This window comes from Rahnella aquatilis CIP 78.65 = ATCC 33071, from assembly GCF_000241955.1.
Taxonomy (GTDB): Bacteria; Pseudomonadota; Gammaproteobacteria; order Enterobacterales; family Enterobacteriaceae; genus Rahnella; species Rahnella aquatilis.
In genome coordinates, this window is record NC_016818.1 from 2,958,912 (window position 1) to 2,984,671 (window position 25,760).

The following is a 25,760-nucleotide window of genomic DNA, read 5'->3' on the forward strand; positions in this document are numbered from 1 at the left end:
GTCGCTACCTTCGCCTTGTTTTATTCCATCACGACAATGTGGCTTTCACATCCTCTTCAAAGGTTGTCCCGCCATACAGCGCGGTGTAGTTGACCTGAACAATCACATCATTGAGTGCATCAAGCAGGGCTTTTTGTTCGGTATGCGCAGGGTTCGGGAACGAAAGTTGCCAGCCAGAAATTGCACCCGTCCCTTCAAACGGCAGATAGCGTTCGTCCCCAAACGAGAGTTCAAACAGACCGCTGTCTGAGAGTCCGCGCGAAATAGCCACTTGCTGGCTGGCACGCAGATTGGCTATCACATTGCTGTCACTTCCGGTGGTGGGATCCTGCAAATATTGCACACCAAGGATGTCCGCCTTCAGTAAGGTACTGCTGCCGGTCTGCGTCAGTAAGGCGCGAACGTCCTGCCACGGGCCAATCAGGGTAGGCAATGAAACAGAGACATATTTTATCTGGCGCAGATATTGCCCCGGATAGTCGTTATCAAACAGCGTCTCATTGAGCGTAAAGCTGAAGACCCCATTCTGGCGCTGAACATCAAACTGGCTGCCCAGCAACTGACGCAGCGAAATCGTTTTAGTCATCTCTAAACGACGGGTATTACGGCCCAGCCAGGCCGCTTCCATCTGCTGCACGTTAAGCTGCAGGTTCTCGCCGACCAGCAAGCCCCGGTAGCTGTTATTCCAGGCAGAGGTGTTGATAAATACCGTGGTGAAATCACCAATTTCGTACTGCCAGGCGGATTGTGCATTCAGCGCCTGCGTAATCACCGCATCATAGGCCTGGTAATAAAGGGCCGCCATTTGCCCGGCCAGCCAGTTATACAGAGAGGACTGACTAAAGCGCGTATTGAGGAAGGTCAGCGTGGATTGCAGATTGTGTTGCTGTTGTTTTGCCTGCGCGAGCGATGTCTGCGCGGACTGTTGCCGGATGCTCAGTGTATCGAGTTGCTTATCAATGGCGTTCAGTTCCCCCTCCGCCTGCTGATATTGAATTTTCCATTCATCACGACGGCGACGCCATTCCTCAGATATCTGGATCCGCTGAGCGGCGGTTTGCGTGACCATCGCCGCGGACTGGAGAGAATCGAAACCGGAATAAAGTAACCCCCCCCATTTTGACCCGCCGACAGCCAGACCAAAAATATTCGGTGCCATATCCAGCGCGGCTCCGGCGAGGGACATCGCCGGGGCAGCAGCTATCAATGCTGCCGAGGCAGAGTAGCTGTTCAGCACAGACTCTTCCTGATCGGTTAAGTTGTCTTCGTAAAGCGAGCGGTAGTGCGCGAAACGCTGTGCCGTCACCTCACGGCTGGCATACATGGCGTCACGCTCTGCCTGCAGCTCGTTAAGGGCTTCTTCCTGCAGAGTAATCGCAAATTCCGAGAGATCTACTGCCTGCTGCTGATCCAGCTCCTGCAACGCGGCACTCTCCCCCCGTTCGTAGAAACTCAGCAAATTACTGCCAAACTGGGTCAGTGTTGAAATGGCGCTGTAAACACCCGGCAACAAGACCCGGAAGCGATAAGCCGGAATATTGATTGCGGCGCCCCCGGCGACCTGCAACAGGCTGCCGCCCTGCGCCCGCTGCTGCATCAGTTGTGTCGGGTTAGCAGGCGGCGCGTAGAGTGGAAGGATCATCGGCTGGCCATTGATACTCAGATTGTGACGCAGATTAAACAGCCGGCCATTGAGCGTTTGCCAGAACGCCAGCAACTGCACATTGAGAGGCGAAACAAAGTTCGCATTATCCTGCACTGCCAGCGCCTGATTGAGCCCGCCGCTTAGCAGCGGCAAATCCGTGGTGCTGATGAGTTGCTGCTCAAAATTGCGCAACGCAAGATTGGGGCTGGCACTCACCTCTGCCAGCGTTTGAGGCTGCCATTGATTGACAATCTTTAACGCCGGATCCGGCCCGAGTAAATTGCTGACCTGCGCATAACCTAAACGCGCATTGCCCAGCGCATCCGGCGTCAGCTGACGGTAGAAGTTATCCGCCTGATCAAGAATATTACGCACATACACCATGAACAGGTTCTTGCGATAGTGCACCGGCTCGCTCATCGCCACACTGTCCGGGTCAAGAGGGTTAATCAGGGAATCCGCCAGCAAATCTGTCACGTCCGGCGTGACAATTGGCCGGGAATTCCAGTAATCAGGCTGCGGATATAGCGGATTGCTGCTAACACGGCCTCGCGCAGAGGGGTCAAACAGATAGTGGTACCAGTTTCGCGCTTGTGCATACTGTTGTTCCTGGTTCAGCCGCCAGGCCACCAGATACGGCATATAGAAAAACAGTTCCCAGAAGTAGAGGCCATTGGCACCGTTAAAGTCCATCGGCACCGCAGTGCCACCCGATGTTAATGCAGGTTCCAGCGTAAGCTGGGTGTCCCAGGCCAGCAGGGCATCAATGCTGATGTTGGCTTTGGCGACCAGCTCTTTCGCGAACAGGGTGTTAAGGCGAATTGCGGAGATTGTTGAACTGAACTGGCTAAAATCGAGAAATTGCACTTTACCTAAGGTGATATCAGTGATTGAGTTTAATTTCGGTGAATTAGCCAGCCCTTCATTCACTTTAAAATTTATTTTAATGGCCGAGTCACCGTAGCTGGTGCCATTAAGCGTCTGGCTTATTCCATAAGAAATCGTCACCAACTGATTTAGTGAAGGTAAAGTATAAGGAATATTGAGTGAATAGGTCTGTGTGCTGTTTGCCGAAGCAAATTCCTGGGTTGCCAGGCGTGTACTGCTTTTCCACTCCCCCAAATAGCCACTTAAAATCGTCTTTGTATGGCTGTAATCAAAAAAGCCAAAAGCGGAATATACATTGTTATTAAATTCATCACCATAAACAAGCTGGACGACTTGAAAATGTATATCTGCGGCCCCGCTTGAAACAAGCTGATTTATGTGCGACTCACTAAATGAATTTGCGAGTGAAAGCGATAACATACTATCTGAATCAAACTTATGCCTCCCAAAAGGGAATAAGCCATCATAACGATTCCTTTCAACAGTAACGTAGGCATAATAATTATGATAATCATAAGAAGGATCATAATGCGCATCGAGATAAATATCATTCCCTGCCAGTTGAATAGTTGCTGATAAACTACCATTAACGTCACCACTATCAATAGAGTTGATACTAAGCTTAGCATAGTGGTAATTATTAAAGGTCGCATTTAAATCAAAGCTGACGATTATAGCGCCCGACGAATTCTTGACTACTTTTACATCACTATCTTTGACTGGTGATATTTTATTTACCAGATGGGCACTATCAGATATGTTCAGGCTTGAAAAAGAGGTAAGATAATATTTAAATGACCCCGCTATTTTTGGTTGAATACGAGATTGATGGTCACTGGTGCAGAGATAAGGGAAATAACTAGAGATATCAAAGCCACTATCATTGATAATAACATTAAACCACTCATCAACACGATATTGAAGAAAATTATCAACATCATCTGATACCAGGCTCACACACAGGCTACGCTGATTTCCGCTAGCAGAGGGATCATCCTGCACCGACAAAGTATAAAGATCAGATTTATCGGTGTCATAGAGCCAGCTGGTATCATCCACTGTCTGACTGCCTAAAGCCTGAGGCGCACTCCAGCTATTATCATATTTTCTATAGGCAACATAGGCGGTAATGGTAGCACTGTAATTAATCTGATCACCGCTGCTGCCAGCCTCATCTGTTGTTATACTCCGCTCCCACCAGCTCAGGTATAAGCGGTTATTAAACATGACCAGACGCACGATTCCGACCAGTGTTTCTTCCGCAAGATTGACATCCACTTTTAACCACTCTGACCAGGCACTGGCCGGAATGATCCCATTTTCACTCATCCCCATATTCAGCGAACGCCAGTACCACACGGCCGGGCTATCTTTACTGCGGCCAAGAAAATAATAAACATCCTGTTCTTCATCGAAGCCATCCAGAGATCCGCTGACCACATTCAGGTTGGCGATTTGTTCAAATTCATTAAGATAATTCAGCACTACACTCTGCGCAGTATCACTGTTGATTTGATTCTGGTTTAAGGTGGTTTCCAGATTTTTGAAAAAAGTCGTTTTCGAACTGCGCAATGACGGGTCGATATAATTTTCAGGGTAAGTGTCCAGCTCCATGGCCCCGGCCCAGAGGCTGTATTGATTCGCGCCTTGCTTCCACGCACTGAGCGTATCGGGGTCGATCACGTCACTGTCAAAACCCGGCTCCATATTCAGCGCCAGACTGTTCAGGTATTGCTGAATACTGGTCATGGCGGCTGAGGCTTTTGACGTCGTCACCTGTTGGGTGACTAACGGGTCAATCAATAAATATTCATAGATATCGTTGGTATCGCGGATACAGTCCTGCAACTCACCGGCCTGATAATTTGGCAGATATTGCCCCATATAATAAGCCAGTAAGGCGTCACGATAACCTTCGTTTAATTTTGCTGCCGCTGATGTTGTCATAATAATGATTCCTGTATTTAACGATTGGGTTATCGCGGATTTATTCCGCCTGCGTCGTGGAAATCAGGGATTCCCCGGCCTGCTGCCACTGGTCGTAATCGCTTTGTGTCGTCAGTTGAATAATCTCCAGCAGAGGGGTCATCGACAGTCCGGTGAGCTGACTGAGGTGCTGCAGGCGCATGACCTGATCAATCAGAATTATACTGTACACCCAGTTGGCCGGTGCATTATTGCAGACGTAATAAATAGCCTCTTCCGTTTCCTTCACCTCCCAGCCAAGCAGTGCGGCAAGCGCACGGCTGGACTCCGCCGGGCCGAGCACGATGCCGTTGCTTGCCCGGCTCAGATACGCCAGAATGTCATCTTCATTCAGCGGCGTTTGCAGGCTCAGACAGTCATAGCGGCTAAAGGCGTAAAGTAGTGGCAGGGTCAGGGTGGTATCCGGCACACCAAACCAGTCAGGATGGCTGAGATAGGTGCTCACCGCCGCCGCAGACAACTGGAAAATACGGGTCAGTGCCGCCCGGCGGCCGACATCAAACAGCAGCTCGGACCAGGTGGTGACTCCGCGGTAATGGGCATCAGTGACGTCACGCAGTGCCCAGGTCTTGCTGAGTAAGTCATAACTGCCGGAATCCGCCCACGTCAGCAGGAAAGGAGAAAGGGACTGATCAACACCCAATGTTCGGGCAATGGCACTGTTGGCAATACCGTCCTGGGTTAATTTCGTCTGGTAGATCAGGTTGGCGAATTGTGCCGTGATTTGTTCATCAGTTAACAGGCTGTCAATTTCAACTTTGGCAATATCTGCAGCCACCATGCGGGTGATAGCCTCCAGTTCAGATTCTCTGGGCTGGCATACAACCGGTAAAATTATACCGTCGGCATCAATCAGGTCGCTAAAGATGAAGATATAGCTACCAGGCATTATTTTGTATTTACAATCGCTTACCGGTACGTTGTTTTTTACAATATTTCGAATCTCTTCAAGTGTCAGCAATCGATCCCACACGGAGATATCACAATAATTTGTAACAGTGGGCTGGCCATACTTCCCTAAATCCCCAAACCGACCTATTGTTACACTCGATCCTGGTGTAATTTGAGCAGATGCTATACGGTTGGGATTGCTTTGCCAGAATTCATCCGCTGAGCTGATATATAGCTGTAATTTAATTTCATCTGCTTTAAAGCCATAATATACATACAACCATTCTCCTTTAGTCATATACGCCCCGGTGATATGTACTCCCGATGAAGCATCATCAAGATAAGTCACCTCGATATGTTTTGTACTCGTACCAGCATTATAATTAATTTCGAAACCATGACGCTGACTTGATGTTTTATCAGTCATCATAATATGTACTTTATCATCAGTAACGCTCACCGGGACATTCATCCAAAAACCGATGGCATAGTCTTTATCCCCCTGAAGCCCGGTCATGACAACATCTGAGAAAGCGATATATTCTGATCGCGTTGTATCAACCTGATAGCTGGGTGTAAATTTACTTTCGTCTTCACCAAGTAACTTACAAAATGAGCCTTCTCTCATGGTTTCAGGACTTTTGCTTATATCCATAGACAGATTACTCGCTTCAAAAACCGCATCCGTCAGCAATGCTGAACTGAGGTGCTGATTAATATCGCTGATCAAATTCATCTGACCGGTGGTGGCATTTTCCTGAGGTTGTCTGGCTCCCTCAGTATCCAGAATCACCAGCGAGGTGGCGGCAGAAAGCCCTGTCGTTTTCAGCCATTGCACCCCGGAAGACAACGCCATCAGCACATCGAGAATATCGTCGCCGCTGGCATTCACCGCCTTAATGACCGGTACCCCGGCCAGTTTGTCGACTACCCGCTGACCGCTGATGAGCTGCATCAGTGACAGCCCTTCGGTCAGGCTCAGGCCAAACAGTTTCGGCAGCGTCGCCAGCCGGTACAGAGCCGAGACCACCGGTAATGTACAGGGCAAGGTTTTATTGACCAGATTGCCCTGTTGCCCTGCAACCCGTTCCGCCAGAACGGAAAATTGCGCTTCGGTAATCCCTAATCCCGCACAGAGTTGTTTAATAATGCGACCGTTCTGGCTGCTATTGTCGTCATAAATAAAGTTGGTATTGGTCAAGGCAAAAGGTTTTTCAAATAATGAAGGTGAATTAAATATCTGATCAAAAAAGGGTACTGCAGGAGAAATAGCATACGGCGTTATTTCGTCGATCAGCGCGGCAAATTGCCAGGCATTGACATCATAATATTGCTGATAATGACAAAAGACTCCCAGCATACGCAGCGTATTGTCATTCATGGTAAGTGTCGTGTTATTTTCTGCATGCTGGGCGGCACTGACCAATAAATCGACCTGATCATAAGGTAACCCCAACCAGCGCTGTAAACGGATTTGGCGGTTGATCCTTTCCAGGCGATCATAGTTGAGATAAACGAGACATCCGTCTGAATCTTTATCTAAAGGATAATAATGAATCATATCCGTGCGACCACCAACGGGTAAATCACTATTCATGATATCAGTTATCGGTCCAACCGATATATAGTAACTCCAAATCGCCATATCATCGAATTCCATGACTGCTTTTCTGTTCGGATATTTTTCATAGTACGCATTACCTTTGTTGCCATTAAAACCAAAGCAGTCTGAATGGCCAATGGAAGTGATAGCTGTAAGATCAAGTTCTCTATAGTTTTTAAAAACCCCTCCGTAACCATATCGAAAATAAATTGTCATGGAGTTGGTGTTTGTGCCATCGCCACTTGCAAACATAGTATTGAAATAACACCACTTACCAATCCCGCTAAAGGGTATAGTCGCCTTCGATATGTGTACCCCATCGCTGAATTCAAAGGAGAGAGAATAGGCACCATTACTCAACAATAAAAATAAACTTATTCCAGCAGAGGTATCAGCATCGGCATCTAATTTATTGGTATATATTAATGCATGGTCTGGAGCGCCCTCATGAATTTTGCACCAAAAATTTAGCGTATAAGAAATGTACTTACCTTGTGAATAAATAAGATCGCTGGGTAAATAAAAGTTATTGTTTTTATCCGGCTCGGTAATGACTGCGCGGCCATAAGGGCAATCAGTGGTATATGTCGGCTCGCCATTAAATATTAAATTGACCTTACCCGCCTCATCCTGAACCGGAGCTGAGTAAAGCCTGTCACTAATAGGATTAATTTTCACAGGCTCACCCTGCCCGGCATTAATAAACTTCGCGCCATATTGTAACGGGCTGGCAGAAAGCCCCGGCACATTAGCGGAAGCGACCACCGTACTTCCCCCGGCATTGCCGGCTATTAATGATTCCAGTTGCGTTTCATCCAGCGAGGTTTTTTGCAAAAATACCTCTCTGTCTTCTAATTCCGTCACAGCACTGGCAGCGCTGGCGACACCGTAATTCGCCTGATACCAGGCATCAGTGCTGGCATTGACCGCTTCGGCAACAATGTGCTGTTGTTCGGGTGCCAGGTTGCTGCCGAGTTTTTTTGCCGTATCGGCTAACACGCTGCTGAAAGCATCGCCGGTGAACAACGGCCAGGTGACATCCGCCTGCTGGATAATGTCCTGTAAAACAACCGATTTATCTTCCAAGGCAGTCAGAACTTGTTGATGCGGATAATGATAGGGCAACGTATTCGGATAACGGGTGGTGGATAATGTTTTATCAACCGTTGTCGACTCAGGAACCGAAGGGGCAATAGCCGCTTCCAGTACATCATTGACAATATCCAGCGTCGGTATGACCTGATTGATCGCGTCATCATCCAGTAGCAGACGGGGTAAATCAGGGCGACGCTGGCTTAAATAAAACACGCTGTTAACGGCTGAGCCAGCGGCGTTTTCCCAGTCCAGCGCCTGTTGATAAAGGAAGCTGAGGTAGGACACCGGTGAGTCCAGCGCTTCGGGTGCGCTGGTCAGGCAGTATTGCGTCCAGGTCTCATTAAACAGTGAAGCATAGGTGGGAATGTTTTGTTCAAGGGCACCCAGTTGTGTTGCCTGTAAGTCCTGAGAATTTTGCACGCCCCGTAACAACGCGGGTGAAGTCGCTGCAACTGTCGCGCCAGCCAGCGCATTTTTTTTAAACAGGCGGCTCAGTTGCGTCGCATAACCAACAGCCAGATCATACACTTTTTGCGTGTCTTGCCCGAAATCCTGCTGATGGCGGTTAATAAAAGTATTACGGGGCACACGGACAATATCGAATACCGAATGGTATCCCTGTTCTTCAAGCTGATCGTTGAGTTGTAATACTGCGGAAATGCGGGATAACGAATCAGGATTATTTCCAGACATATTTCACACCTTATGATTGGCTCATCAAGCAACGTTAAAAACGGTCTGTTGTCAGTGTGAAATACAATACAGCCTGGCTGACTAAAGACGCCTTTAAGATGAGTATTCATAAGAAGAAGAAGGCCGCCATCATTCATCCAACAATAAATATCACATTTTAATTCTGATAATAAAAAAATAATAAAATCAACAATAAAATATATTATTATTTTAAATGATATTGTTTTTGTTTTATGTGAGGAAAAAATCGCCGGTCGCCGGAAATACGGAAACTGTATTGGCGCACCACGAACGGCTTTTTAATGACGTTTATCGACGCGCGCCACAATGAGATCACCCAGCCACTGAATGCCGCAAACCATCACAATCAGCACAACGATCACTTCAATCATCACAACTGTTTCGAAACGCTGATAACCGTAGCGGATCGCCAGATCACCTAGTCCGCCTGCGCCGATAGCGCCAGCCATGGCCGATGCGCCAATCAGTGCCACCAGCGTGACCACAAATCCGGACAAAATACCGGGCAGCGCTTCAGGGATCAGCACGTCCCAGACAATACGCAGCTTACTGGCCCCCATCGCTCGAACAGCGTCAGTCAGACCGCGATCCACATCGCGCAGCGAGACTTCTGCCACGCGGGCGAAATACGGTGTTGCCGTTATCGACAATGGCACAATCGCCGCCCATGTACCGAGTGACGTACCGACCAGAAAACGGGTGAGCGGGATCAGCGCCACCAGCAAAATGATAAACGGCAGCGAGCGGAAACCGTTGATGACCAGCCCGAGCGAGCGGTTAATCCAGCGGTTTTCGGCAATGCCGCCGGGGCTGCTCATCACCAGAATCAGACCCAGCGGCAAACCCGCGATCAGCGAAAACAGGCCGGAAATTGCCGTCATCAGCAACGTTTCCTCGATGGCGTTAATCAGTAAATCAATCATGACCGGAGACATAACCTGTCAGCTCCACGGTGGCCTGGCGCTGTTGCAGCCAGTCTAAAACGGCCTGCTCAGATGCCACGTCATTTACCGGCACTGAGAAGAAGAAACGCACGACAGCGTAATGTTGTATATGGTCAACACCGCCCTGGATCAGCCGGAATTTGCCCGGTAACGCCGTTGCCATCAGCGTGAGAATTTCGCCCTGTCTGCCCTGTTCCGCATACTGCACGCTGTAAATTGCCTCGCCTTTTCGCACCGGCGTCAACCGTTCAGCCAGCGCTTGTGGCAGTTGCGGCAATAACCCCTGCAACAGCGTGCGGGTCAGCGCGGATTGCGGATGAGCAAACACCTGCCACACCGGCCCTTTCTCGATAATTTCACCGCCATTAATCACCGCCACGCGATGCGCTATCTTTTTGATCACATCCATCTCATGCGTGATCAGCAAAATGGTAATGCCGAGTTTCTGATTGAGGGATTGCAGGAGCGCGAGAATGGAACGGGTGGTTTCAGGATCCAGTGCCGACGTCGCTTCGTCGCAGAGTAACAGTGCCGGATTTGCCGCCAGCGCACGGGCAATACCCACGCGCTGTTTCTGACCGCCGGATAACGCCGCCGGGTAATTTTTCGCTTTGTCTTCCAGCCCGACCAGCGCCAGTAACTTCGCGACCCGCGCCTGACGCCGGACCTTGTCATATCCGGCGATTTTCAATGGCAGTGCGACATTCTGTTCAACCGTTTTGGCCGACAGCAAATTGAAATGCTGAAACACCATCCCGACGCGGCTGCGCACCGCCTGCAAGGCTTTCTCGCTGAGGCCTGTAATGGCGCGACCTTCGATTTCAATCACGCCGCTGTCCGGTTGTTCCAGTCCGTTGAGACAGCGGATCAGGGTAGATTTCCCCGCACCGCTGCGGCCGATAATGCCCATGATTTCGCCCCGCCGGACGGTCAGCGAGACCGCTTTCAGTGCCTGTATTTCCCCAAACTGACGGCTGACGCGGTGCAGACGCACGACGTTTTCCGTGCTGTCTTCAGAACTGTCCTGCATCAGATCCCGATCAGTATGGGTGAACGGCCCGGCATTCACCGGGCGGGCATGGGCTTTGTCTGAAGGCGTTGTCGTGAATTGCGCGCCGGTTTCAGAGATGATCGTCATGCTTTGCACCCTTACCAGGCAGTTACGCCGGTGCCTTTATAGACCTTATCAAACACCTGTCTGACGGCATCGTTCTGGTAAGAACTGACCAGCGTTTTCACCCACGGTGCATTGACGTTTTCGGTTTTCACCGCGATGAAATTATTGTAAGGATTACCTTTTACCGGTTCCTGCGCAATACGATCCGCCGGTGTCAGGCCGCTTTTCAGCGCCCAGTCGGTATTCACAATCGCAGCATCAAGATCCGGCACGGAGCGACCGATAATGCCGGAATCCAGCTCTTTGATGGTCACATGACGCGGATTCTCAGTAATATCCGCTGTGGTGGCGAAAATACCGGCACCCGGTTTGAGTTTGATCACGCCAGATTGCTGGAGCAGTATCAGACCCCGCGCTTCGTTCGCCGGATCGTTAGGCACGCCGATCACCGCCCCGTCTTTCAGTTCGCCCGCTGTTTTCACTTTTTTGGAGTACAGGCCAATCGGCCACACGGCGGTATCGCCAACGCGCACAATATTGTAGTGATTCACTTTGATCTGATTATCGAGGAAAGGCTGATGCTGGAAGGCATTGGCGTCCACTTCGCCGTTTTGCAACGCTTCATTGGGTTGATTGTAATCGTTGAAAATCACCGGTTTTACCGTCAGACCTTTGGCTGCGGCCTGTCTGACCACTTCGCGCCAGACATCTTCGTCTTCCCCGCTGATAATGCCGACTTTAATGGTGGTTTTATCAGCGGCCTGTGCCGCACTCAGCGGTGCCAGAACGCTGCCGGACATGATCACTGCCGAGGTCGCAGCCAGTAAAAAAGCGCGGTGAATACGGTTTTTTGTTTTGCTGAATGTCTTGCGCATACGTTATCCCCAAAAGTTTGATGAGCGGCCTGCACAGGGCGGTGTTTTTGTGCAGGAATTTGGCGAGTATACGCATCGGGTTATTTCTTTATAATATTGTTTTAACGATAGTTATTTCTGAAATGAATAACTGAAATGGGATAGTAAAGCGATAAAAATGCTAAGTGTTTTTGAGTGGCAATGTCACTTAATCTGCTGACAATAAAAAACCCGCCGAAGCGGGTTTTGAGTTTCGGGTAAACAGCGGATTAAGACTGCGGATCTACCGGCTGAACTTCAAGAGAGACCATGCCGATGCCCAGTTTACGCGGCTGGAAGCCTCCGCTGGTGCCTTCGGTCGGTTCGGTCGGCTCCGGCGGCGTGATGACAATACTCTGCTCCGCTCCCGGATTGGTGAACTGGACTTTCACGATGCCATCTTTATCGCCGAAGGTGACAAACTGCTCCTGATCCCCGACGCGGACGGAAACCGGCTTATCGATGTTATTGCCGTAAGCCCGTGCGCGGATCACCACATCAAAGGTGGCGGGCAGCGGTTTGACGTAATCAATTTTCACCGACGGCGCCAGATTGGCATCTGACCAGCGTCCCCAGTTTTCGACGGCTGAAACACCGGTAATCGCTTTTACCTGCTCCGGCAAGCCCGGCACCATAAAGGCGATGGCTTTCGACTGATAAGTGGTGGCGGAATCATCAATGTTCAGCGTCCTGAGGGTTTGCTGATAAATCGCATTGCTGCCCGAGGTGTCTTTCACGAAGTCCACTTTACCTTTGAAGGTATCGCCGGTGGCCTGCACGATCGTCGGCTTCGCCCCGAGGTTCCCCGATGCAACACACAGGCCGGTATTGAGCGACAATTCCGGCGCCCAGACGCGTCCCATTTCGTAGCATTTATCAACCCAGACAAAGTTATCGCTGGTCGCCAGTCCGGCCAGCTGTTTTTTCAGCGGCGTGGACAGATAGACATCAAACATCGGCTCAATTTTGTCTGCCGTGACCTTCAGAATAAACGGCGTTTTGATGGTCATGCCGGAGAAGGTGAAGGTGTTGTCTTTGGTATTCACCGCGTAATCTTTGATGCTGTTCGGGAAGCCCCACTGTTTGATCACCGCCGGTTTCCAGGCATTCACTTTGTCATCAATATTCAGGAACTGCGCGGTCATCGATGTCGCAGAAATACCGCTGCGTCCGAGGCCGATATAGTTGTCGCCGCCCATCATATCCAGTATGGTCGCGCCGTTATCCAGCGTGCTGCGTTTCGCCCCGTTCAGCTCACCCACCGGATGACGCCCGTCGAGTACGAAGAACAGGTCTTTGCGGTTCTGTTTGGTCAGAATGTTGTACGCCGTATTGTTCATCGCCAGATGGTCGGAAGACACCACAATGATGGTGTTATCGAAATAACCGGACTTTTTAATCTTATCGATAAAAGCGGCAATCAGTTCCTGACTACAGGACACCGCGCTCAGTGACTGATTCGCCTTACCGTTCACTTTATATTCCTTGCGGGTACAACCGCGTGAAATAAAGCCGTCAGGATGATGCGTATCAACGGTCAGCGCGAACAGTGAAAACGGCTTACCTTCCTGACTCAGCGTTACGAATTTTTTGTACACCTCATCCAGCAAAGTGTCGTCATACCAGCCCCAGTCGTTTTTATATGACGGATCCGCCACGGTCGGGCGCAATTCGTTGTAACCATAAAGATTGTCGAAACCATGGGATTTCAGGAAGGTCCCTTTGCCTGCAAAAGCCAGTTCAGCGCCCTGATAGAAATAGTTGGTGTAGCCTGCACCTTTAAGCACGTCGCCAAGACACACATTCTCAGGGTAGAACGTCGCCAGTGCACTGGAGGCATTGCCATCAAACGGCGCAAACAGCGGGATCCCACACTGAGAAGCCACCATACCGGCGATGGTATAACCGGTACCCGGCAACTGTTTGGTATTCGTGAAATCGGTGCTCTGCGCTTTATGGCGGCTTAATTCGGTGGTCAGGCCGGGGAACACGTTGTCATCAAAATACGTGCGTTCCAGACTTTCGCCGTAGATATAAACCAGGTTAGGCTTTTTCGCGCTTTTAATGGCTTTTTCGGGCACTTTGTAATAGGTATTAAAATCTGCCCCGCTGCCGGAAATTTGCGTTTTAACCAGGCGGGAAATGTTCTGGAATGCCTGGGTGGAACCGACAGAAAAGACCGCCAGTACCACGGCCAGCGCACTGTAGACGGCGCTGCTGTGTTTGGCACGGCGCTGCTTCAGCCCCCATGCCAGCAAAGCAAATACGGCAATCAGCCCCGCCAGTAAGCCGATAAATGGCAGGATATATTTATTGAGCCCCGCCCCTTTCAGGCTGCTGGTGACGGTATATAACACCGCGTCCGTAATGCCCTCACCGGTGAAATAATTGCTGCCGATCAGGATGACGTTAAGAATGACGTAAAGCCCGAGGAAAAACAGCACCAGTGAAAACCAGACACGGCTGGCCGACGCCCGCGTGACGTAGAGAAAAATAGAAGAAAGAAATAATACGAAGGAAATTATCTCAGAAGCCATTTCAGCACCCTGTCTGATTTAAACAATAAACTCTACGACCCATTTCTGCTGTTTTGCGAGCAGCGCCGACGGTTCAACTCATCGGGCGAATGACCCGTTTGTCATTCACTTCATCCCTGAGACAGGAAAACTCATGCCAAAAACGGATAGCGCTATATAGCCTGTTGATTCTGTTGGGTCAACGCCTTAACACGGCTTCAGGCCACTGATATGCCCAAAAAAACTGACGTTTTACAAATTCATGGCAGCTAATTTCGCATGATACCTCAGAAAATTAACTTTCCGGTCACCTTTCTGTAAGAATTGCATGATAGCGGAATACTGTGGGCGAAATGTGGAGGGAGGTTGAAAATGCGAAAAATAATTGGCGTGAAGGCCCGCAATACGGGGTATCGCGGGCATTGAAGATGAAAAATCAGATTCCTCCGAGATAAGCTTTGCGTACCTCCTGATTATGTAAAAGCTCCTCTCCCGAACCGCTAAGACGTATTTGCCCGTTGACCATCACGTAACCCCGGTCAGAAAGCCTGAGTGCATGGTGCGCATTTTGCTCCACCAGAAAAATAGTCATGCCGTTTTTCGCCAGTTCGCGCAGGATCTGGAAAATCTGTTTGACGATAATCGGTGCCAGCCCGAGACTCGGTTCATCGAGCAGTAACAGCGTCGGGCGGCTCATCAGCGCACGGGCAATCGCCAGCATTTGCTGTTCACCACCGGACAGGGTCATCGCCCGCTGTTTGCGGCGTTCCTTCAGGCGCGGGAATAAATCAAACATCGTTTGCAGGTCTTCTGCCGCGTGTTGATTCCCGACGGGAATGGTCCCCATCAGCAGGTTTTCTTCAACGGTCATATCCGGGAACACACGTCGCCCTTCCGGCGATTGCGCTATCCCTGCCGAAGCCACAAAGTGCGTCGATTTGCGGCTGATATCTTCGCCGCGAAACAGGATCTGCCCGCTCTGCACTCGTGGCTGGCCGAATATCGACATCAGCAGTGTGGATTTCCCGGCACCGTTGGCACCAATCAGCGCCACGGTTTCCCCCTGATTCACCTGCAAAGAAACCTGGTGTAATGCCTGAATCGCCCCGTAACAGACGCTCACCTCACGAAATTCCAGCATCGCGTCGCTCATAAGCTGACCTCGTCGTCTTCATCAGCACCCAGATACGCAGCGATGACTTTTTCATCGTTCTGAATAGCCTGCGGTATTCCTTCGGCAATCACGTCGCCGTGGTCGAGCACAATAATATGGTCGGAGATTTCCATCACCATACCCATATCATGTTCGATCAGTAGCACGGTGATGTCGTGATGATCGCGCAGGAAGCGGATAATTTTGCTCAGTGTGCGAGTTTCCACCGGATTCAGACCGGCGGCCGGTTCGTCCAGACAAATCATTTCCGGCGCGGTACACATCGCCCGGGCGATTTCCAGCCGCCGCTGCTGACCGTAAGACATTTCCCCTGCCAGCCGGTTGGCGCAATCGACCAGTTCCACCACTTCCAGCCAGTAAAATGCGCGGTCAAGCGCCTGATTTTCCGCACGGCGATAACCCGGCGTATTGAGCACGCCCGCCAGCAGGTTGCGGTTGGTTTGCATGTGTTGCGCCACCAGCAGGTTTTCCACCACCGACATTTCACGAAACAGCCGGATGTTCTGAAAAGTACGCGCCAACCCGGCGCGGTTCACCAGATGCGTACCACCGAACATTTTGTAGAAAATACGTTTGCCCAGTTGCGCCGGTTTTATCCAGTCATCCGGCTGAAATTTCTGCCCGAGCACCTGAATCACATTGGTCGTCCGGCGGCGCGTATTGAGCAAAATATTGCCGCCGGAGGCTTTATAAAAACCAGTCAGGCAATTAAATACCGTGGTTTTCCCTGCGCCGTTCGGGCCGATCAGCGCGGTAATCGAGCCGCGTTTCACCACAAGATTCACATCGTTCAGCGCCTTAATGCCGCCGAAATGCATGCGCAAATGTTCAACGCTCAGGATAGGGTTATCCGCTGACACTTCGCTCATGGTGCGACTCCTTTGCGCACGGCAAACCCGCTGCGGCTGATGCGGATTAACCCGCGCGGCCGCCAGATCATCATCACCACCATTAAAACGCCGAACAGCAATACGCGATATTCGGCAAAGCTGCGCAACAGTTCCGGCGCGACGGTCAGCACAAATGCTGCCAGCACCACGCCGATGGTTGAGCCCATACCGCCCAGAACCACAATAGCGAGGATCAGCGCAGACTCGAAAAAGGTGAATGAGGTCGGGTTAACAAAGCCCTGATACGTGGCGAAAAACACGCCCGCGATTCCGGCAGTGGACGCCCCAAGCGTAAAGGCAGACAGCTTCACCAGTACATGATTGAGCCCCATTGCCCGGCAGGCAATCTCATCCTCACGCAGCGCTTCCCACGCCCGCCCAATCGGCATGCGGGTCAGCCGGTGTTTGATAAACAACACCAGCAACACCACCAGAACCAGCACGGCATAGATGAAGATAAATTTCATGTTCGGGTTATACGTCAGATGGAAAAACTCGTGGAACGGCACGCCGCCCTCCTTCGCCCGCCGGCCAAATTCCAGCCCGAAAAAGGTGGGTGGCGGTGCGGACACGCCGTTCGGGCCGCCGGTAAATGACAACCAGTTGGTCAGCACCAGCCGGATAATTTCACCGAAACCTAACGTTACGATCGCCAGATAATCGCCGTGCATTCGCAGCACCGGAAACCCCAGCAAAGCGCCCGCCAGTGCAGCCAACAACGCCGCCAGCGGCAGCATCGACCAGAATCCCAGCCCGAGATACTGATACCCCAGCGCCAGCCCGTACGCCCCGATGGCGTAAAACGCCACGTATCCCAGATCGAGCAAACCGGCCAGCCCGACCACGATATTCAGCCCGAGGCCGAGCAGCACATAAATCAGCCCCAGAATGGCGACCGTCAGAATGTATTTGGTGGCGACGAACGGGAAGAAAATGGCCAGCACAATCAGCAGCGGAATAACCCAGCGCAGATTGCTTTTGTAATCCGGCGGACGGACATACACCCCCGCGCTGTCGGATTCGAAACGCGCACGCATTTTCTGTCCGGCAGTCGTTTCTAAAAATGCACTGAGCAGGAAGCGGCCAGTCATCACCGCCGCAATGATCCAGACCAGCCGCTGGCTATGGAAGTTAAAGCTGTAGCCATCAAGTACCACACCGACCACCGGCCCGAAAATAATCAGCGCCACCAGCCCGGCAAAAATGGCATCCAGCAGACAGCGTTTTAATGAAAATCCGCTGTTCACAGCAGTTTGTGACATCATTTTATTTCCCTCACACTTTCGTCACGACCGGACGGCCCAGCAGGCCCTGAGGGCGGAAAATGAGGATCACCACCAGTAATCCGAAGGAGAAGACGTCTTTGTAATCGGAATTCACCATGCCCGAGAACTGCGCTTCGGCAATCCCCAGGATCAGCCCGCCCAGCATCGCGCCCGGTAATGACCCGATCCCGCCAAGCACCGCGGCGGTAAAGGCTTTGATGCCGATGATGAATCCGGCATAGAAATCGAACGTGCCGTAGTTCATGGTCACCAGAACCCCGGCCAGCCCGGCCATCGCGGCGCCAATCATGAAGACCAGCGAGATAATACGGTCAGTGTTAATGCCCAGAATCGAGGCCATTTTCCGGTCCTGCTGCACGGCGCGACACATCCGCCCGAGTCTGGTGTTGCTGATAATCCACGATAAAACCAGCATGCCCACCAGCGACGCCACCAGAATGAAAATTTTGGTGTAGGTCATCTGGACAAAACTTTCACCGATATGAAAACGGAACGCGCCATCGAGCAGGGTCGGAATACCCTGCTGTCGCGGCCCCTGACTGATTTGCGCGTAATTTTGTAAGATGAGCGACATGCCGATAGCGGAAATCAGCGGTGCAAGGCGGGTCGAATTACGCAGCGGCTTATAGGCAATGCGTTCAATCGCCCAGCCATATACGCCGGTGACCACGATGGTGAACACCAGCGTGCCCAGGATCAGTAACGGAAAAGAGTGCAGTCCGAAGAAGGAGAGCAGCGCCAGCGCGATGGCGCAGAGGTAAGCCGAAATCATATACACTTCGCCGTGTGCAAAGTTGATCATCCCGATAATGCCGTAAACCATGGTGTAACCGATGGCGATCAACCCGTAAACGGCACCCAGCGTAATGCCATTAAACAGTTGTTGCAGAAAGAATGAATCCATAAATACGCAGTCTCTTTTTGTGACCGCGCCCGGCGCAGGCGCATTCATTAAAGCGAATAAAACGTTATCGTTGCAGTCAGTTACACCCGGCCAGTACTCAGAGGCCGGGTGTAACATGATGAATAAGCGCGTTTTATTCTTTCACTTCCTGGTATTTGCCTTTGTCATCCCATTTATAGACCACGTAATCCGAAACTTTCAGATCGCCCTTGCTGTCCCAGGCTTTTTTGCCCATGACGGTATCGACGCTGTGGGCTTTCAGCCACTGACTGGCTTTGGCGGAATCGCTGCCACTGGTGGCTTTGAACGCCGCGGCAATGGCCTGAACGGAAGCGTAGGAATAGAGCGTGTAACCTTCCGGCTCGAACTTGCTGGCGCGGAATTTATCGATAACGGCTTTGCCTTCCGGGATCAGACGCGGGTCTTTACCGAAGGTCATCAGGATACCGTTGGTGTATTGCGGACCACCGGCAGCGGTGACCATTTCTTCGTTGACGATACAGTCACCGGAGAAGAAAGTGGCCTGCACGCCCTGTTCTCGCATCTGGCGGACCAGCGGACCGGCCTCCGGATGGCAGCCGCCGAAGAACACCACATCCGGTTTCTGCGCACTGATTTTGGTGACCAGCGCGTTGAAGTCTTTTTCGCCACGCGATAACCCTTCGTACATCACTTCTTTCACGCCACGCTTGTTGAGCGCCGCTTTGGTAGCATCCGCCAGCCCCTGCCCGTAGGTATCTTTGTCATGGATGATGACCACTTTTTTGGCTTTCAGCTTGTCGATGATGTAATCGCTGGCAACCTGCCCCTGCTGGTCGTCACGTCCGCACATGCGGAACATGTCGCTCATGCCACGTTCGGTAATTTGCGGATTGGTCGATCCCGGTGTGATAGCAATAATTCCGGCATCGTTGTACACCTCAGACGCTGGCATAGTAGAAGATGAACAAAAATGCCCGACCACCGCCTGCACTTTATCCTGATCCACCAGACGGTTAGCCACCGCAACAGCCTGTTTTGGTTCACAGGCGTCATCGCCCTGAACCAGTTTGATTTTCTCGCCGTTGATTCCACCTGCGGCATTAATGTCTTCAGCGGCCTGTGTGGCGCCGTGCCAGTACTGATCGCCATAGGTGGCGTTCGGGCCGGTAAACGGGCCGGCAACGCCAATGACGATATCCGCACGCGCGGTAAACGCAGTGACCAGACAGCCTGCCAGCAACAAAGAAAGAGGACTTTTAATAAATTTCATCGACATCATCATGATCCTTAGGACAGAGTTTATGCAAAACGGGTGATGGAAAACGTATGCAGCAAAAACACCAACACAAAGTCGTAATCTGAAAATCTGAAATTTAACGCTTAAGCCTTGAGACTGAGGGTTTCCCGCTTATCAACGGAGGTGAAAACATCAAAGGTAAGAAACTTAAGCAAAATATCTGCCATTGTTACTGAACCGCTGAGAATGTGACGGGTTATGTGAGTATAGATAGCGTCGGGCAGGCGTTACAGGCAACTGACAGAAACAACGACGGGATCACATCGCACCGTGCTGGTGCGCAAGCACGGCTTTCTACGCACTATTACGCGTAGTGACATTTTTATTCTTTGCTTCTTACGGCGGGTTGTTTTGTAATGCGTACAGATGATTGCAACAGGAACCTGCTGAACAATGAAGAAATTATCCTGCCTGACCGCGGTGGTTTTGGCCCTGACGTTAACGGGCTGCGCCAGTGATTATGTGATTAACACCAAATCCGGTGACCAGTTTTTCGCCCACGGCGAACCGGATCGCGACCGCGATACCGGCATGACCAGCTACACTGATATGAACGGTGATTATCATCTGATGAATACCAATGATATTGCGGGCATTGTGAAGAAATAGCGTTTACGGGCAATAAAAAACCGGGCGGAAGCCCGGTTTTTCGTTTGAAGCATAAAAAGAAACTACAGCCCGTTTTCAGCGATATCCATCGCAAAGTACGTCAGAATAATGTCTGCGCCTGCACGTTTAATCGCGCCGAGACTTTCACGCACCACGGCACGCTCATCAATAGCACCGGCTTGTGCGGCAAATTTGATCATCGCGTATTCACCGCTGACCTGATAGGCCGCCAGTGGCAGGCGGGAGGCTTCGCGGATATCGCGGATCACATCCAGATACGCCCCCGCCGGTTTAACCATCAGCGCATCAGCGCCTTCCTGTTCATCCAGTAATGATTCACGCACAGCTTCGCGGCGGTTCATCGGGTTCATCTGATATTGCTTGCGGTTGCCTTTCAGTACACTGCCGCCCGCTTCACGGAAAGGGCCGTACAGGGAGGACGCGAACTTAGTGGAATACGCCATGATCGCGGTATCAATGAAACCGGCTTCATCCAGTGCACTGCGGATCGCCTGCACCTGACCGTCCTGCGCCGCAGAAGGTGCAATAAAATCTGCGCCCGCAGCCGCCGCCACGACGGCCTGTTTGCCGAGGTTGATCAGCGTCGCGTCGTTATCCACCCCGTGATCGTGCAACACTCCACAATGGCCATGTGAGGTGTATTCGCAGAAACAGGTGTCGGACATGACGATCATTTCAGGCACGGTGTCTTTGCAGATACGCGCCATACGCGCGACCAGACCGTTTTCATTCCAGGTATCGCTGCCGGTGGCATCCATGTGATGCGAAATACCAAACGTCATGACCGAGCGGATACCGGCGCGGGCGTAACGTTCGATCTCGAACGCCAGGCGGGATTCAGGGATGCGCAGCACACCGGGCATGGCTTCGATGGGTACGTATTCAGAGGTCTCCTCTTCTACGAAAATCGGCAGTACCAGATCGTTGACGCTAAATTCAGTTTCCTGAAAAAGAGTGCGCAGGGATTCGGACTGTCTCAGGCGGCGAAGGCGTGAGCTCGGGAACTGATTCGACATGAAAACTCCTAAAATTAATCTGTTGCACTGATATTTTTGAGAAACAGGAGCGCAGACAGTTCAGACGGCAGGAGGCAATGCAGCGCCGTCAGACGATGGAGCCCGCATTTTATAATAACTTTTAAACAAATGATGAACTTTCCGTGAGGAGATGTAACCGGGGCCGCATTTTTGACAAGGCGATCCCAATGTTGGAATCGCCTGGAGCGCATTATCCTAACTTAATTTCGCGATCGGCCGAGGCGATGGTTGAAGGACGATGCGCGATAAAGATCCGCGTAATATCCAGTTCGCTGATCGCCTGATTTATCCGCATTTCGTTGTCCAGATCCAGATGGCTGGTGGCTTCATCAAGGAACAAAATGGCCGGACGGCGGTACAATGCGCGGGCAATCAGTAAACGCTGTTTCTGGCCGCCGGACAGGCTGCCGCCCAGTTCACTGATCAGCGTTTCATAGCCCATCGGCATCCTTTCGATATCGTCGTGAATATTACAACGGCGGGCACAATCGACAATACGCGCCTCATCTTTCTGCTCGTCAAAGCTGGCAATGTTTTCAGCGATAGATCCGGCGAATAACGTATCATCCTGTAACACGCAGGCGATGCAACTGCGGTAGTTATTCAGGCCGGCGGTGGTGATATCCATGCCGTTGATCAGGATCCGCCCTTCGGTTGGCGTGAGTAAACCGGTCATGATTTTCATCAGCGTGGTTTTCCCCTGCCCCGACGGCCCGGTGATCGCCACGCTTTCACCGGCCGCCACCGACAGGTTCAGCCCGTTGATCAGCGGTGCGGAAAGGCTGTCGTACTGGAAAACCAGATCCCGCACCTCCAGCGATGCCGCCTCGCCCGGCCGCAACAATTCACGTTCCGGCAGCGATTTTTCAGTATCTGTCAGTGCAATATCCGCAATACGGTCGCGGTGCAAAGAAAGCATGCGCAGTTGCAATACCATGTTCAGCAGATTGGCCGCGCGTTCTGAAAACTGCCCGCGATAAGTGTTAAATGCCACGAACATCCCGAGCGTCATATGACCGTCAATCACCTGCGTCGCCCCCAGCCACAACAGCGCGACCTGATCGAGCGTGGCGATCAGCGTGTTGCCGCCGGTAAACATCATTTCAAACCTGGTTTTACGTACCGTCGCATTAGCGTTATCGATGTTGAGATTCAGCCAGAAATTGGCGCGGGCTTTCGATAAACCGAGCGCCTTGAGCGTACTGATGCCGTACAGCGTTTCCATAAAGTGCGAACCGGCACGCGCGCCTTTAACAATCTGCTCTTCTGAAACCTGCCGGTAAGCGTTATAGGTCGTCAGGCGGAAAACGACATAAATCGCCGTAAAGCCCAGGATCACCCAGATCAGCCAGCCGCCATACAACACCATCATCACGATTAACCCGACCGACATTATGCCGTCAATAATACTGTTCACCACGTTGGTGGTCAGCGTGGTGCGCAGTGTATCGAGCGAGGTAAAGCGCGACTGAATATCCCCGAGTTTGCGTTTCTCAAAGTAATCGAGCGGCAGTTTCATCAGATGGTCGAACAGCCGCGCTTTCCATTGCACGTCAATCAGCGTACTCATCACCAGCGATGTCCAGGCGCGTAACATGCTGACACCGGTGCGGAAAATAATGAAAAACAGTAAGCCAAGGCAAATCAGCGTCAGTAAATCCGGGTCTTTGGCCGGGATGACATGGTCCATCACCAGTTGCATGCCGACCGGCAGCAACAGGTTGACCGATTCGATCATCAGCGAGAGGCAGAAGATTTTGGTCAGCGCCGGAATAAGCCCGCTGACGTTGCCCATCATTTTGCGCAAATCCAGCCGGACGCGTGGCTTCTCAGAGGTAAAACCGTTGTCCGGCCACAGCTCCAGCGCTACGCCGGTGAAATGTTCGGACACTTCGCGCATGCCAAGCGAACGGCGGCCAAAGGCCGGATCGTGAATAATCACTTTGCCCTGTTTAACACCGACCAGCACCACGAAATGATTGAGATCCCAGTGCAAAATACACGGCGTTTTCAGCGCATTAAGTTCATCGATATCCAGCTTTAACGCGCGGGATTTCATCTCATTCGCCGTCGCGATATCCATCAGGGTACGCAGCGTCGCACCGCGTGACGAAATGCCGTAACGCTGGCGCAGACTTTGCAGATCGACGTGTTTGCCGTGATAGCCAAAGACCATCGCCAGACTGGCGAGCCCGCACTCGGCAGCCTCTGTTTGAATAATCTGCGGCACACGGTGACGCCAGCTAAAGTGCAGGCGGTCAGCCAGCTCCCGTACGTTATCGAGATTCATTGATTGGCCCCACCACGCTTTTCTTCATGCTGTAATACGGAGACAACATCCACTGATACAGCGGCCTTTTCTCCAGGAATAATGTCGATTCAGCTTTCATGCCGCTGGATAAATTCAGCGTCTCGCCGTGCCAGTCCATCGCTTTTTTATCCAGTGACACAATCACTTTGTAATAGGGGCCGCTGACCGTGCCGTTCGCCGTGCGCGGTGCGCTGGCGTAGGAATTCAGCTCCTGTTCGGAAACCGGTGCAGAAGAAATCGATTCCACCTTGCCGGGGAACTGGCCATATTTTTCAAACGGATAGGCTTCATAGCGGATATTAATATGCTCCCCCGCTTTCACGTAGGGCACGCTTTCATTGGGCAGCCAGGCCACAAGGAAAAACGGAGAATTACTGGCAGGCACCAGCTGCGCAAGGCTGTCACCCGCGTTAACCATCTGACCGGGCGTGACACTCAGTGAGGAGATTTTGCCGGAGGTCGGCGCGGTGATCAGCAACGAGCCTTTGGCATCGGCCTGCGCCAGCTGGCGTTCGAGGTCATTGCGCTGGTAGCCGTATTGCGAAATCTGATTATCGAATTCGGCTGCGCGGGTCACCAGCTCGCTGCGCAGATTGGTCATCTGCAGCGCTTCCTGAATCGCCTGCGTATTCAGGCTCTGGAATGATGTCTGCTGCTGGTAAAACAGGTAGCGCTGATTATTCAGCTGGTCAGTATTGATCAGCCCTTTCTTCTGATACGCGCCATAGTTCTGCATGCTTTTTTTCATGGCATCCAGCCCTTCCTGCGCGGAATCCACCATGCTTTGTGAAACTTCATGCGCCTTCTGATACTGGTCAAGTTGCTGTTGCAGATTTTGCAGCGTTTCCTGCTTATTGTGTTCCAACTGGGCAATGATGGAATCGATTTGCTGGCGCTGCTTTTTAATCGCGGCGAGCGTGGTGGTGCTGACATTCCCCGCCTGCGTCACGCGGCTGACGTCGATTTCATATAAAGGCTGGCCTTTTTTTACGGGTTTACCGGTGTCGACATACAATTTTGTGACCACGCCCTGCTCAGGGCTGAATAAATTAATGCTGTGCGGTTGAGTGATGATTTCACCGCTGACGTTGATGCGGCGTGTGTAGTTGGCGAAGATGAGGAATATCAGTAAAGCAAACAGGAAGAGAGCCGTCAGTGTCGTTACAATCCATAGAGGCCAGCCTGCGAGCAATAAAGCCTTACCCGCCCAGTGACTTTGCTGATGTTCATTCACCTCTTTACGAAAGAGCATATTTAAGTGTTCCAGAAAAACCGGCTGAAAAAACAGAATCTTTGAAAGATAGCAGCCCATAATCGCCCTGCCACCGCGATTACTCTGAAACAGAAAAAACCCTTATTTCTGTCCAGTTACGGCTGCGCTGTCATATTAATTTACATCCGGACTCATAATTAAAAACCCTCATCTCATTATGATTATTTTTTGCACGAAAAATGAATTATTCAGATATCTTTAACTATTAATTATATTTAAAAACAGGTGGTTATATTTAAAACTCCACTTAGGAGATTATTCCTAATCAAATTAACACGGCGGTACTCTACGCTTAATCCCTGTGAAGACATTGCGTAGAAATTATCTCCATAGACTTACTCAATGTTTTCATTGCCCCGTTATTTAAGGGGACTTGCTTTAACAGATTAAAAGGAAGGCCTAAGATGAAACAATTAACAGAACATGATATTGAAATGGTTAATGGTGCGGGTTGGTCGGAAGATGTAAATAAGGTTGCCGATCGCCTGTCAAGCTTTGGTCAGGACGCGGTAAGTGACACCAGTAATGCGGTGAACAAGGCGTATTCACAAATTTCCGATGGTCTCGCTAAAGCACAGAACTATCTGACAACCTAGTTTATAAACATCTTTCGGTTGTACAGAAAGTTAATTTATAAGCAACTCAGTCAGAGTAATACAAGCCCCCGTTAATTTGGGGGCTTTT

The 25,760-nt window shown here is 51.1% G+C and carries 16 protein-coding genes; 2 read left to right on the top strand and 14 right to left on the bottom strand.

The window, feature by feature from the left end:
* Positions 1–28: 28 nt before the first annotated feature.
* The 11 genes from RAHAQ2_RS13305 to RAHAQ2_RS13355 all read right to left on the bottom strand — a co-directional run bounded on the left by RAHAQ2_RS13305 (position 29) and on the right by RAHAQ2_RS13355 (position 19,804).
* Positions 29–4,480: a Tc toxin subunit A-related protein gene (locus RAHAQ2_RS13305; RefSeq protein ID WP_015697738.1), complete on the bottom strand. Its 4,452-nt coding sequence runs from the start codon at positions 4,478–4,480 to the stop codon at positions 29–31.
* Positions 4,481–4,520: 40 nt separating this feature from the next.
* A complete protein-coding gene (locus RAHAQ2_RS13310; protein WP_015697739.1) occupies positions 4,521–8,801 on the bottom strand; it encodes a Tc toxin subunit A in 4,281 nt (1,426 codons plus the stop codon).
* A gap of 299 nt (positions 8,802–9,100) precedes the next feature.
* Positions 9,101–9,757 carry a methionine ABC transporter permease gene (locus RAHAQ2_RS13315; protein ID WP_015697740.1) on the bottom strand — a complete coding sequence of 219 codons (657 nt, stop codon included), beginning with the start codon at positions 9,755–9,757 and terminating at the stop codon, positions 9,101–9,103.
* Complete coding sequence (locus tag RAHAQ2_RS13320) at positions 9,738–10,904, bottom strand: methionine ABC transporter ATP-binding protein (RefSeq protein ID WP_015697741.1); 1,167 nt, start codon at positions 10,902–10,904, stop codon at positions 9,738–9,740. Before RAHAQ2_RS13320 ends, RAHAQ2_RS13315 begins: the two co-directional genes overlap by 20 nt.
* 11 nt (positions 10,905–10,915) lie before the next feature.
* Entirely contained in the window at positions 10,916–11,758 is an 843-nt protein-coding gene (locus RAHAQ2_RS13325) for a MetQ/NlpA family ABC transporter substrate-binding protein (protein WP_015697742.1), read from the bottom strand.
* 248 nt (positions 11,759–12,006) lie between these two features.
* Positions 12,007–14,313, bottom strand: coding sequence for a phosphatidylglycerol--membrane-oligosaccharide glycerophosphotransferase (gene opgB, locus RAHAQ2_RS13330; RefSeq protein WP_015697743.1), 2,307 nt, complete (start codon positions 14,311–14,313; stop codon positions 12,007–12,009).
* A gap of 415 nt (positions 14,314–14,728) precedes the next feature.
* Entirely contained in the window at positions 14,729–15,445 is a 717-nt protein-coding gene (locus RAHAQ2_RS13335) for an ABC transporter ATP-binding protein (RefSeq protein ID WP_015697744.1), read from the bottom strand.
* Positions 15,442–16,335, bottom strand: coding sequence for an ABC transporter ATP-binding protein (locus tag RAHAQ2_RS13340; protein ID WP_015697745.1), 894 nt, complete (start codon positions 16,333–16,335; stop codon positions 15,442–15,444). The genes RAHAQ2_RS13335 and RAHAQ2_RS13340 overlap by 4 nt, the downstream gene beginning before the upstream one ends.
* Positions 16,332–17,618, bottom strand: coding sequence for a high-affinity branched-chain amino acid ABC transporter permease LivM (gene livM / locus RAHAQ2_RS13345; RefSeq protein WP_193785520.1), 1,287 nt, complete (start codon positions 17,616–17,618; stop codon positions 16,332–16,334). Before livM ends, RAHAQ2_RS13340 begins: the two co-directional genes overlap by 4 nt.
* 13 nt (positions 17,619–17,631) lie before the next feature.
* Positions 17,632–18,546, bottom strand: coding sequence for an ABC transporter permease subunit (locus RAHAQ2_RS13350; RefSeq protein WP_015697747.1), 915 nt, complete (start codon positions 18,544–18,546; stop codon positions 17,632–17,634).
* Between the two features lie 133 nt (positions 18,547–18,679).
* Complete coding sequence (locus RAHAQ2_RS13355) at positions 18,680–19,804, bottom strand: branched-chain amino acid ABC transporter substrate-binding protein (protein ID WP_037039816.1); 1,125 nt, start codon at positions 19,802–19,804, stop codon at positions 18,680–18,682.
* A 414-nt stretch (positions 19,805–20,218) separates the two neighbouring features.
* Here RAHAQ2_RS13355 and RAHAQ2_RS13360 point away from each other — a divergent pair, with 414 nt between their 5' ends.
* Positions 20,219–20,434 carry a YgdI/YgdR family lipoprotein gene (locus RAHAQ2_RS13360; RefSeq protein ID WP_015697749.1) on the top strand — a complete coding sequence of 72 codons (216 nt, stop codon included), beginning with the start codon at positions 20,219–20,221 and terminating at the stop codon, positions 20,432–20,434.
* 62 nt (positions 20,435–20,496) lie between these two features.
* Here the strand turns inward: RAHAQ2_RS13360 and hemB are convergent, their stop codons facing one another.
* The 3 genes from hemB to RAHAQ2_RS13375 form a co-directional block, all read right to left on the bottom strand.
* On the bottom strand, positions 20,497–21,471 hold the full coding sequence (hemB, locus tag RAHAQ2_RS13365; protein ID WP_015697750.1) for a porphobilinogen synthase: 975 nt from the start codon (positions 21,469–21,471) through the stop codon (positions 20,497–20,499).
* A gap of 211 nt (positions 21,472–21,682) precedes the next feature.
* Entirely contained in the window at positions 21,683–23,782 is a 2,100-nt protein-coding gene (locus tag RAHAQ2_RS13370) for a peptidase domain-containing ABC transporter (RefSeq protein WP_015697751.1), read from the bottom strand.
* Complete coding sequence (locus tag RAHAQ2_RS13375) at positions 23,769–25,055, bottom strand: HlyD family secretion protein (protein ID WP_037039824.1); 1,287 nt, start codon at positions 25,053–25,055, stop codon at positions 23,769–23,771. The genes RAHAQ2_RS13370 and RAHAQ2_RS13375 overlap by 14 nt, the downstream gene beginning before the upstream one ends.
* A 425-nt stretch (positions 25,056–25,480) precedes the next feature.
* Between RAHAQ2_RS13375 and RAHAQ2_RS13380 the strand changes: the two genes are divergently transcribed.
* Positions 25,481–25,672, top strand: a complete 192-nt coding sequence (locus RAHAQ2_RS13380) for a hypothetical protein (RefSeq protein WP_015697753.1) — start codon at positions 25,481–25,483, stop codon at positions 25,670–25,672.
* Positions 25,673–25,760 lie beyond the last annotated feature (88 nt).

Coding starts and splice junctions, on each gene's coding strand:
- RAHAQ2_RS13315 (WP_015697740.1), bottom strand. CDS start 9,757: ATGTCTCCGGTCATGATTGATTTACTGATTAACGCCATCGAGGAAACG.
- RAHAQ2_RS13340 (WP_015697745.1), bottom strand. CDS start 16,335: ATGAGCGAAGTGTCAGCGGATAACCCTATCCTGAGCGTTGAACATTTG.
- opgB (WP_015697743.1), bottom strand. CDS start 14,313: ATGGCTTCTGAGATAATTTCCTTCGTATTATTTCTTTCTTCTATTTTT.
- hemB (WP_015697750.1), bottom strand. CDS start 21,471: ATGTCGAATCAGTTCCCGAGCTCACGCCTTCGCCGCCTGAGACAGTCC.
- RAHAQ2_RS13375 (WP_037039824.1), bottom strand. CDS start 25,055: ATGCTCTTTCGTAAAGAGGTGAATGAACATCAGCAAAGTCACTGGGCG.
- RAHAQ2_RS13360 (WP_015697749.1), top strand. CDS start 20,219: ATGAAGAAATTATCCTGCCTGACCGCGGTGGTTTTGGCCCTGACGTTA.
- RAHAQ2_RS13350 (WP_015697747.1), bottom strand. CDS start 18,546: ATGGATTCATTCTTTCTGCAACAACTGTTTAATGGCATTACGCTGGGT.
- RAHAQ2_RS13305 (WP_015697738.1), bottom strand. CDS start 4,480: ATGACAACATCAGCGGCAGCAAAATTAAACGAAGGTTATCGTGACGCC.
- livM (WP_193785520.1), bottom strand. CDS start 17,618: ATGTCACAAACTGCTGTGAACAGCGGATTTTCATTAAAACGCTGTCTG.
- RAHAQ2_RS13310 (WP_015697739.1), bottom strand. CDS start 8,801: ATGTCTGGAAATAATCCTGATTCGTTATCCCGCATTTCCGCAGTATTA.
- RAHAQ2_RS13335 (WP_015697744.1), bottom strand. CDS start 15,445: ATGAGCGACGCGATGCTGGAATTTCGTGAGGTGAGCGTCTGTTACGGG.
- RAHAQ2_RS13320 (WP_015697741.1), bottom strand. CDS start 10,904: ATGACGATCATCTCTGAAACCGGCGCGCAATTCACGACAACGCCTTCA.
- RAHAQ2_RS13325 (WP_015697742.1), bottom strand. CDS start 11,758: ATGCGCAAGACATTCAGCAAAACAAAAAACCGTATTCACCGCGCTTTT.
- RAHAQ2_RS13380 (WP_015697753.1), top strand. CDS start 25,481: ATGAAACAATTAACAGAACATGATATTGAAATGGTTAATGGTGCGGGT.
- RAHAQ2_RS13370 (WP_015697751.1), bottom strand. CDS start 23,782: ATGAATCTCGATAACGTACGGGAGCTGGCTGACCGCCTGCACTTTAGC.
- RAHAQ2_RS13355 (WP_037039816.1), bottom strand. CDS start 19,804: ATGTCGATGAAATTTATTAAAAGTCCTCTTTCTTTGTTGCTGGCAGGC.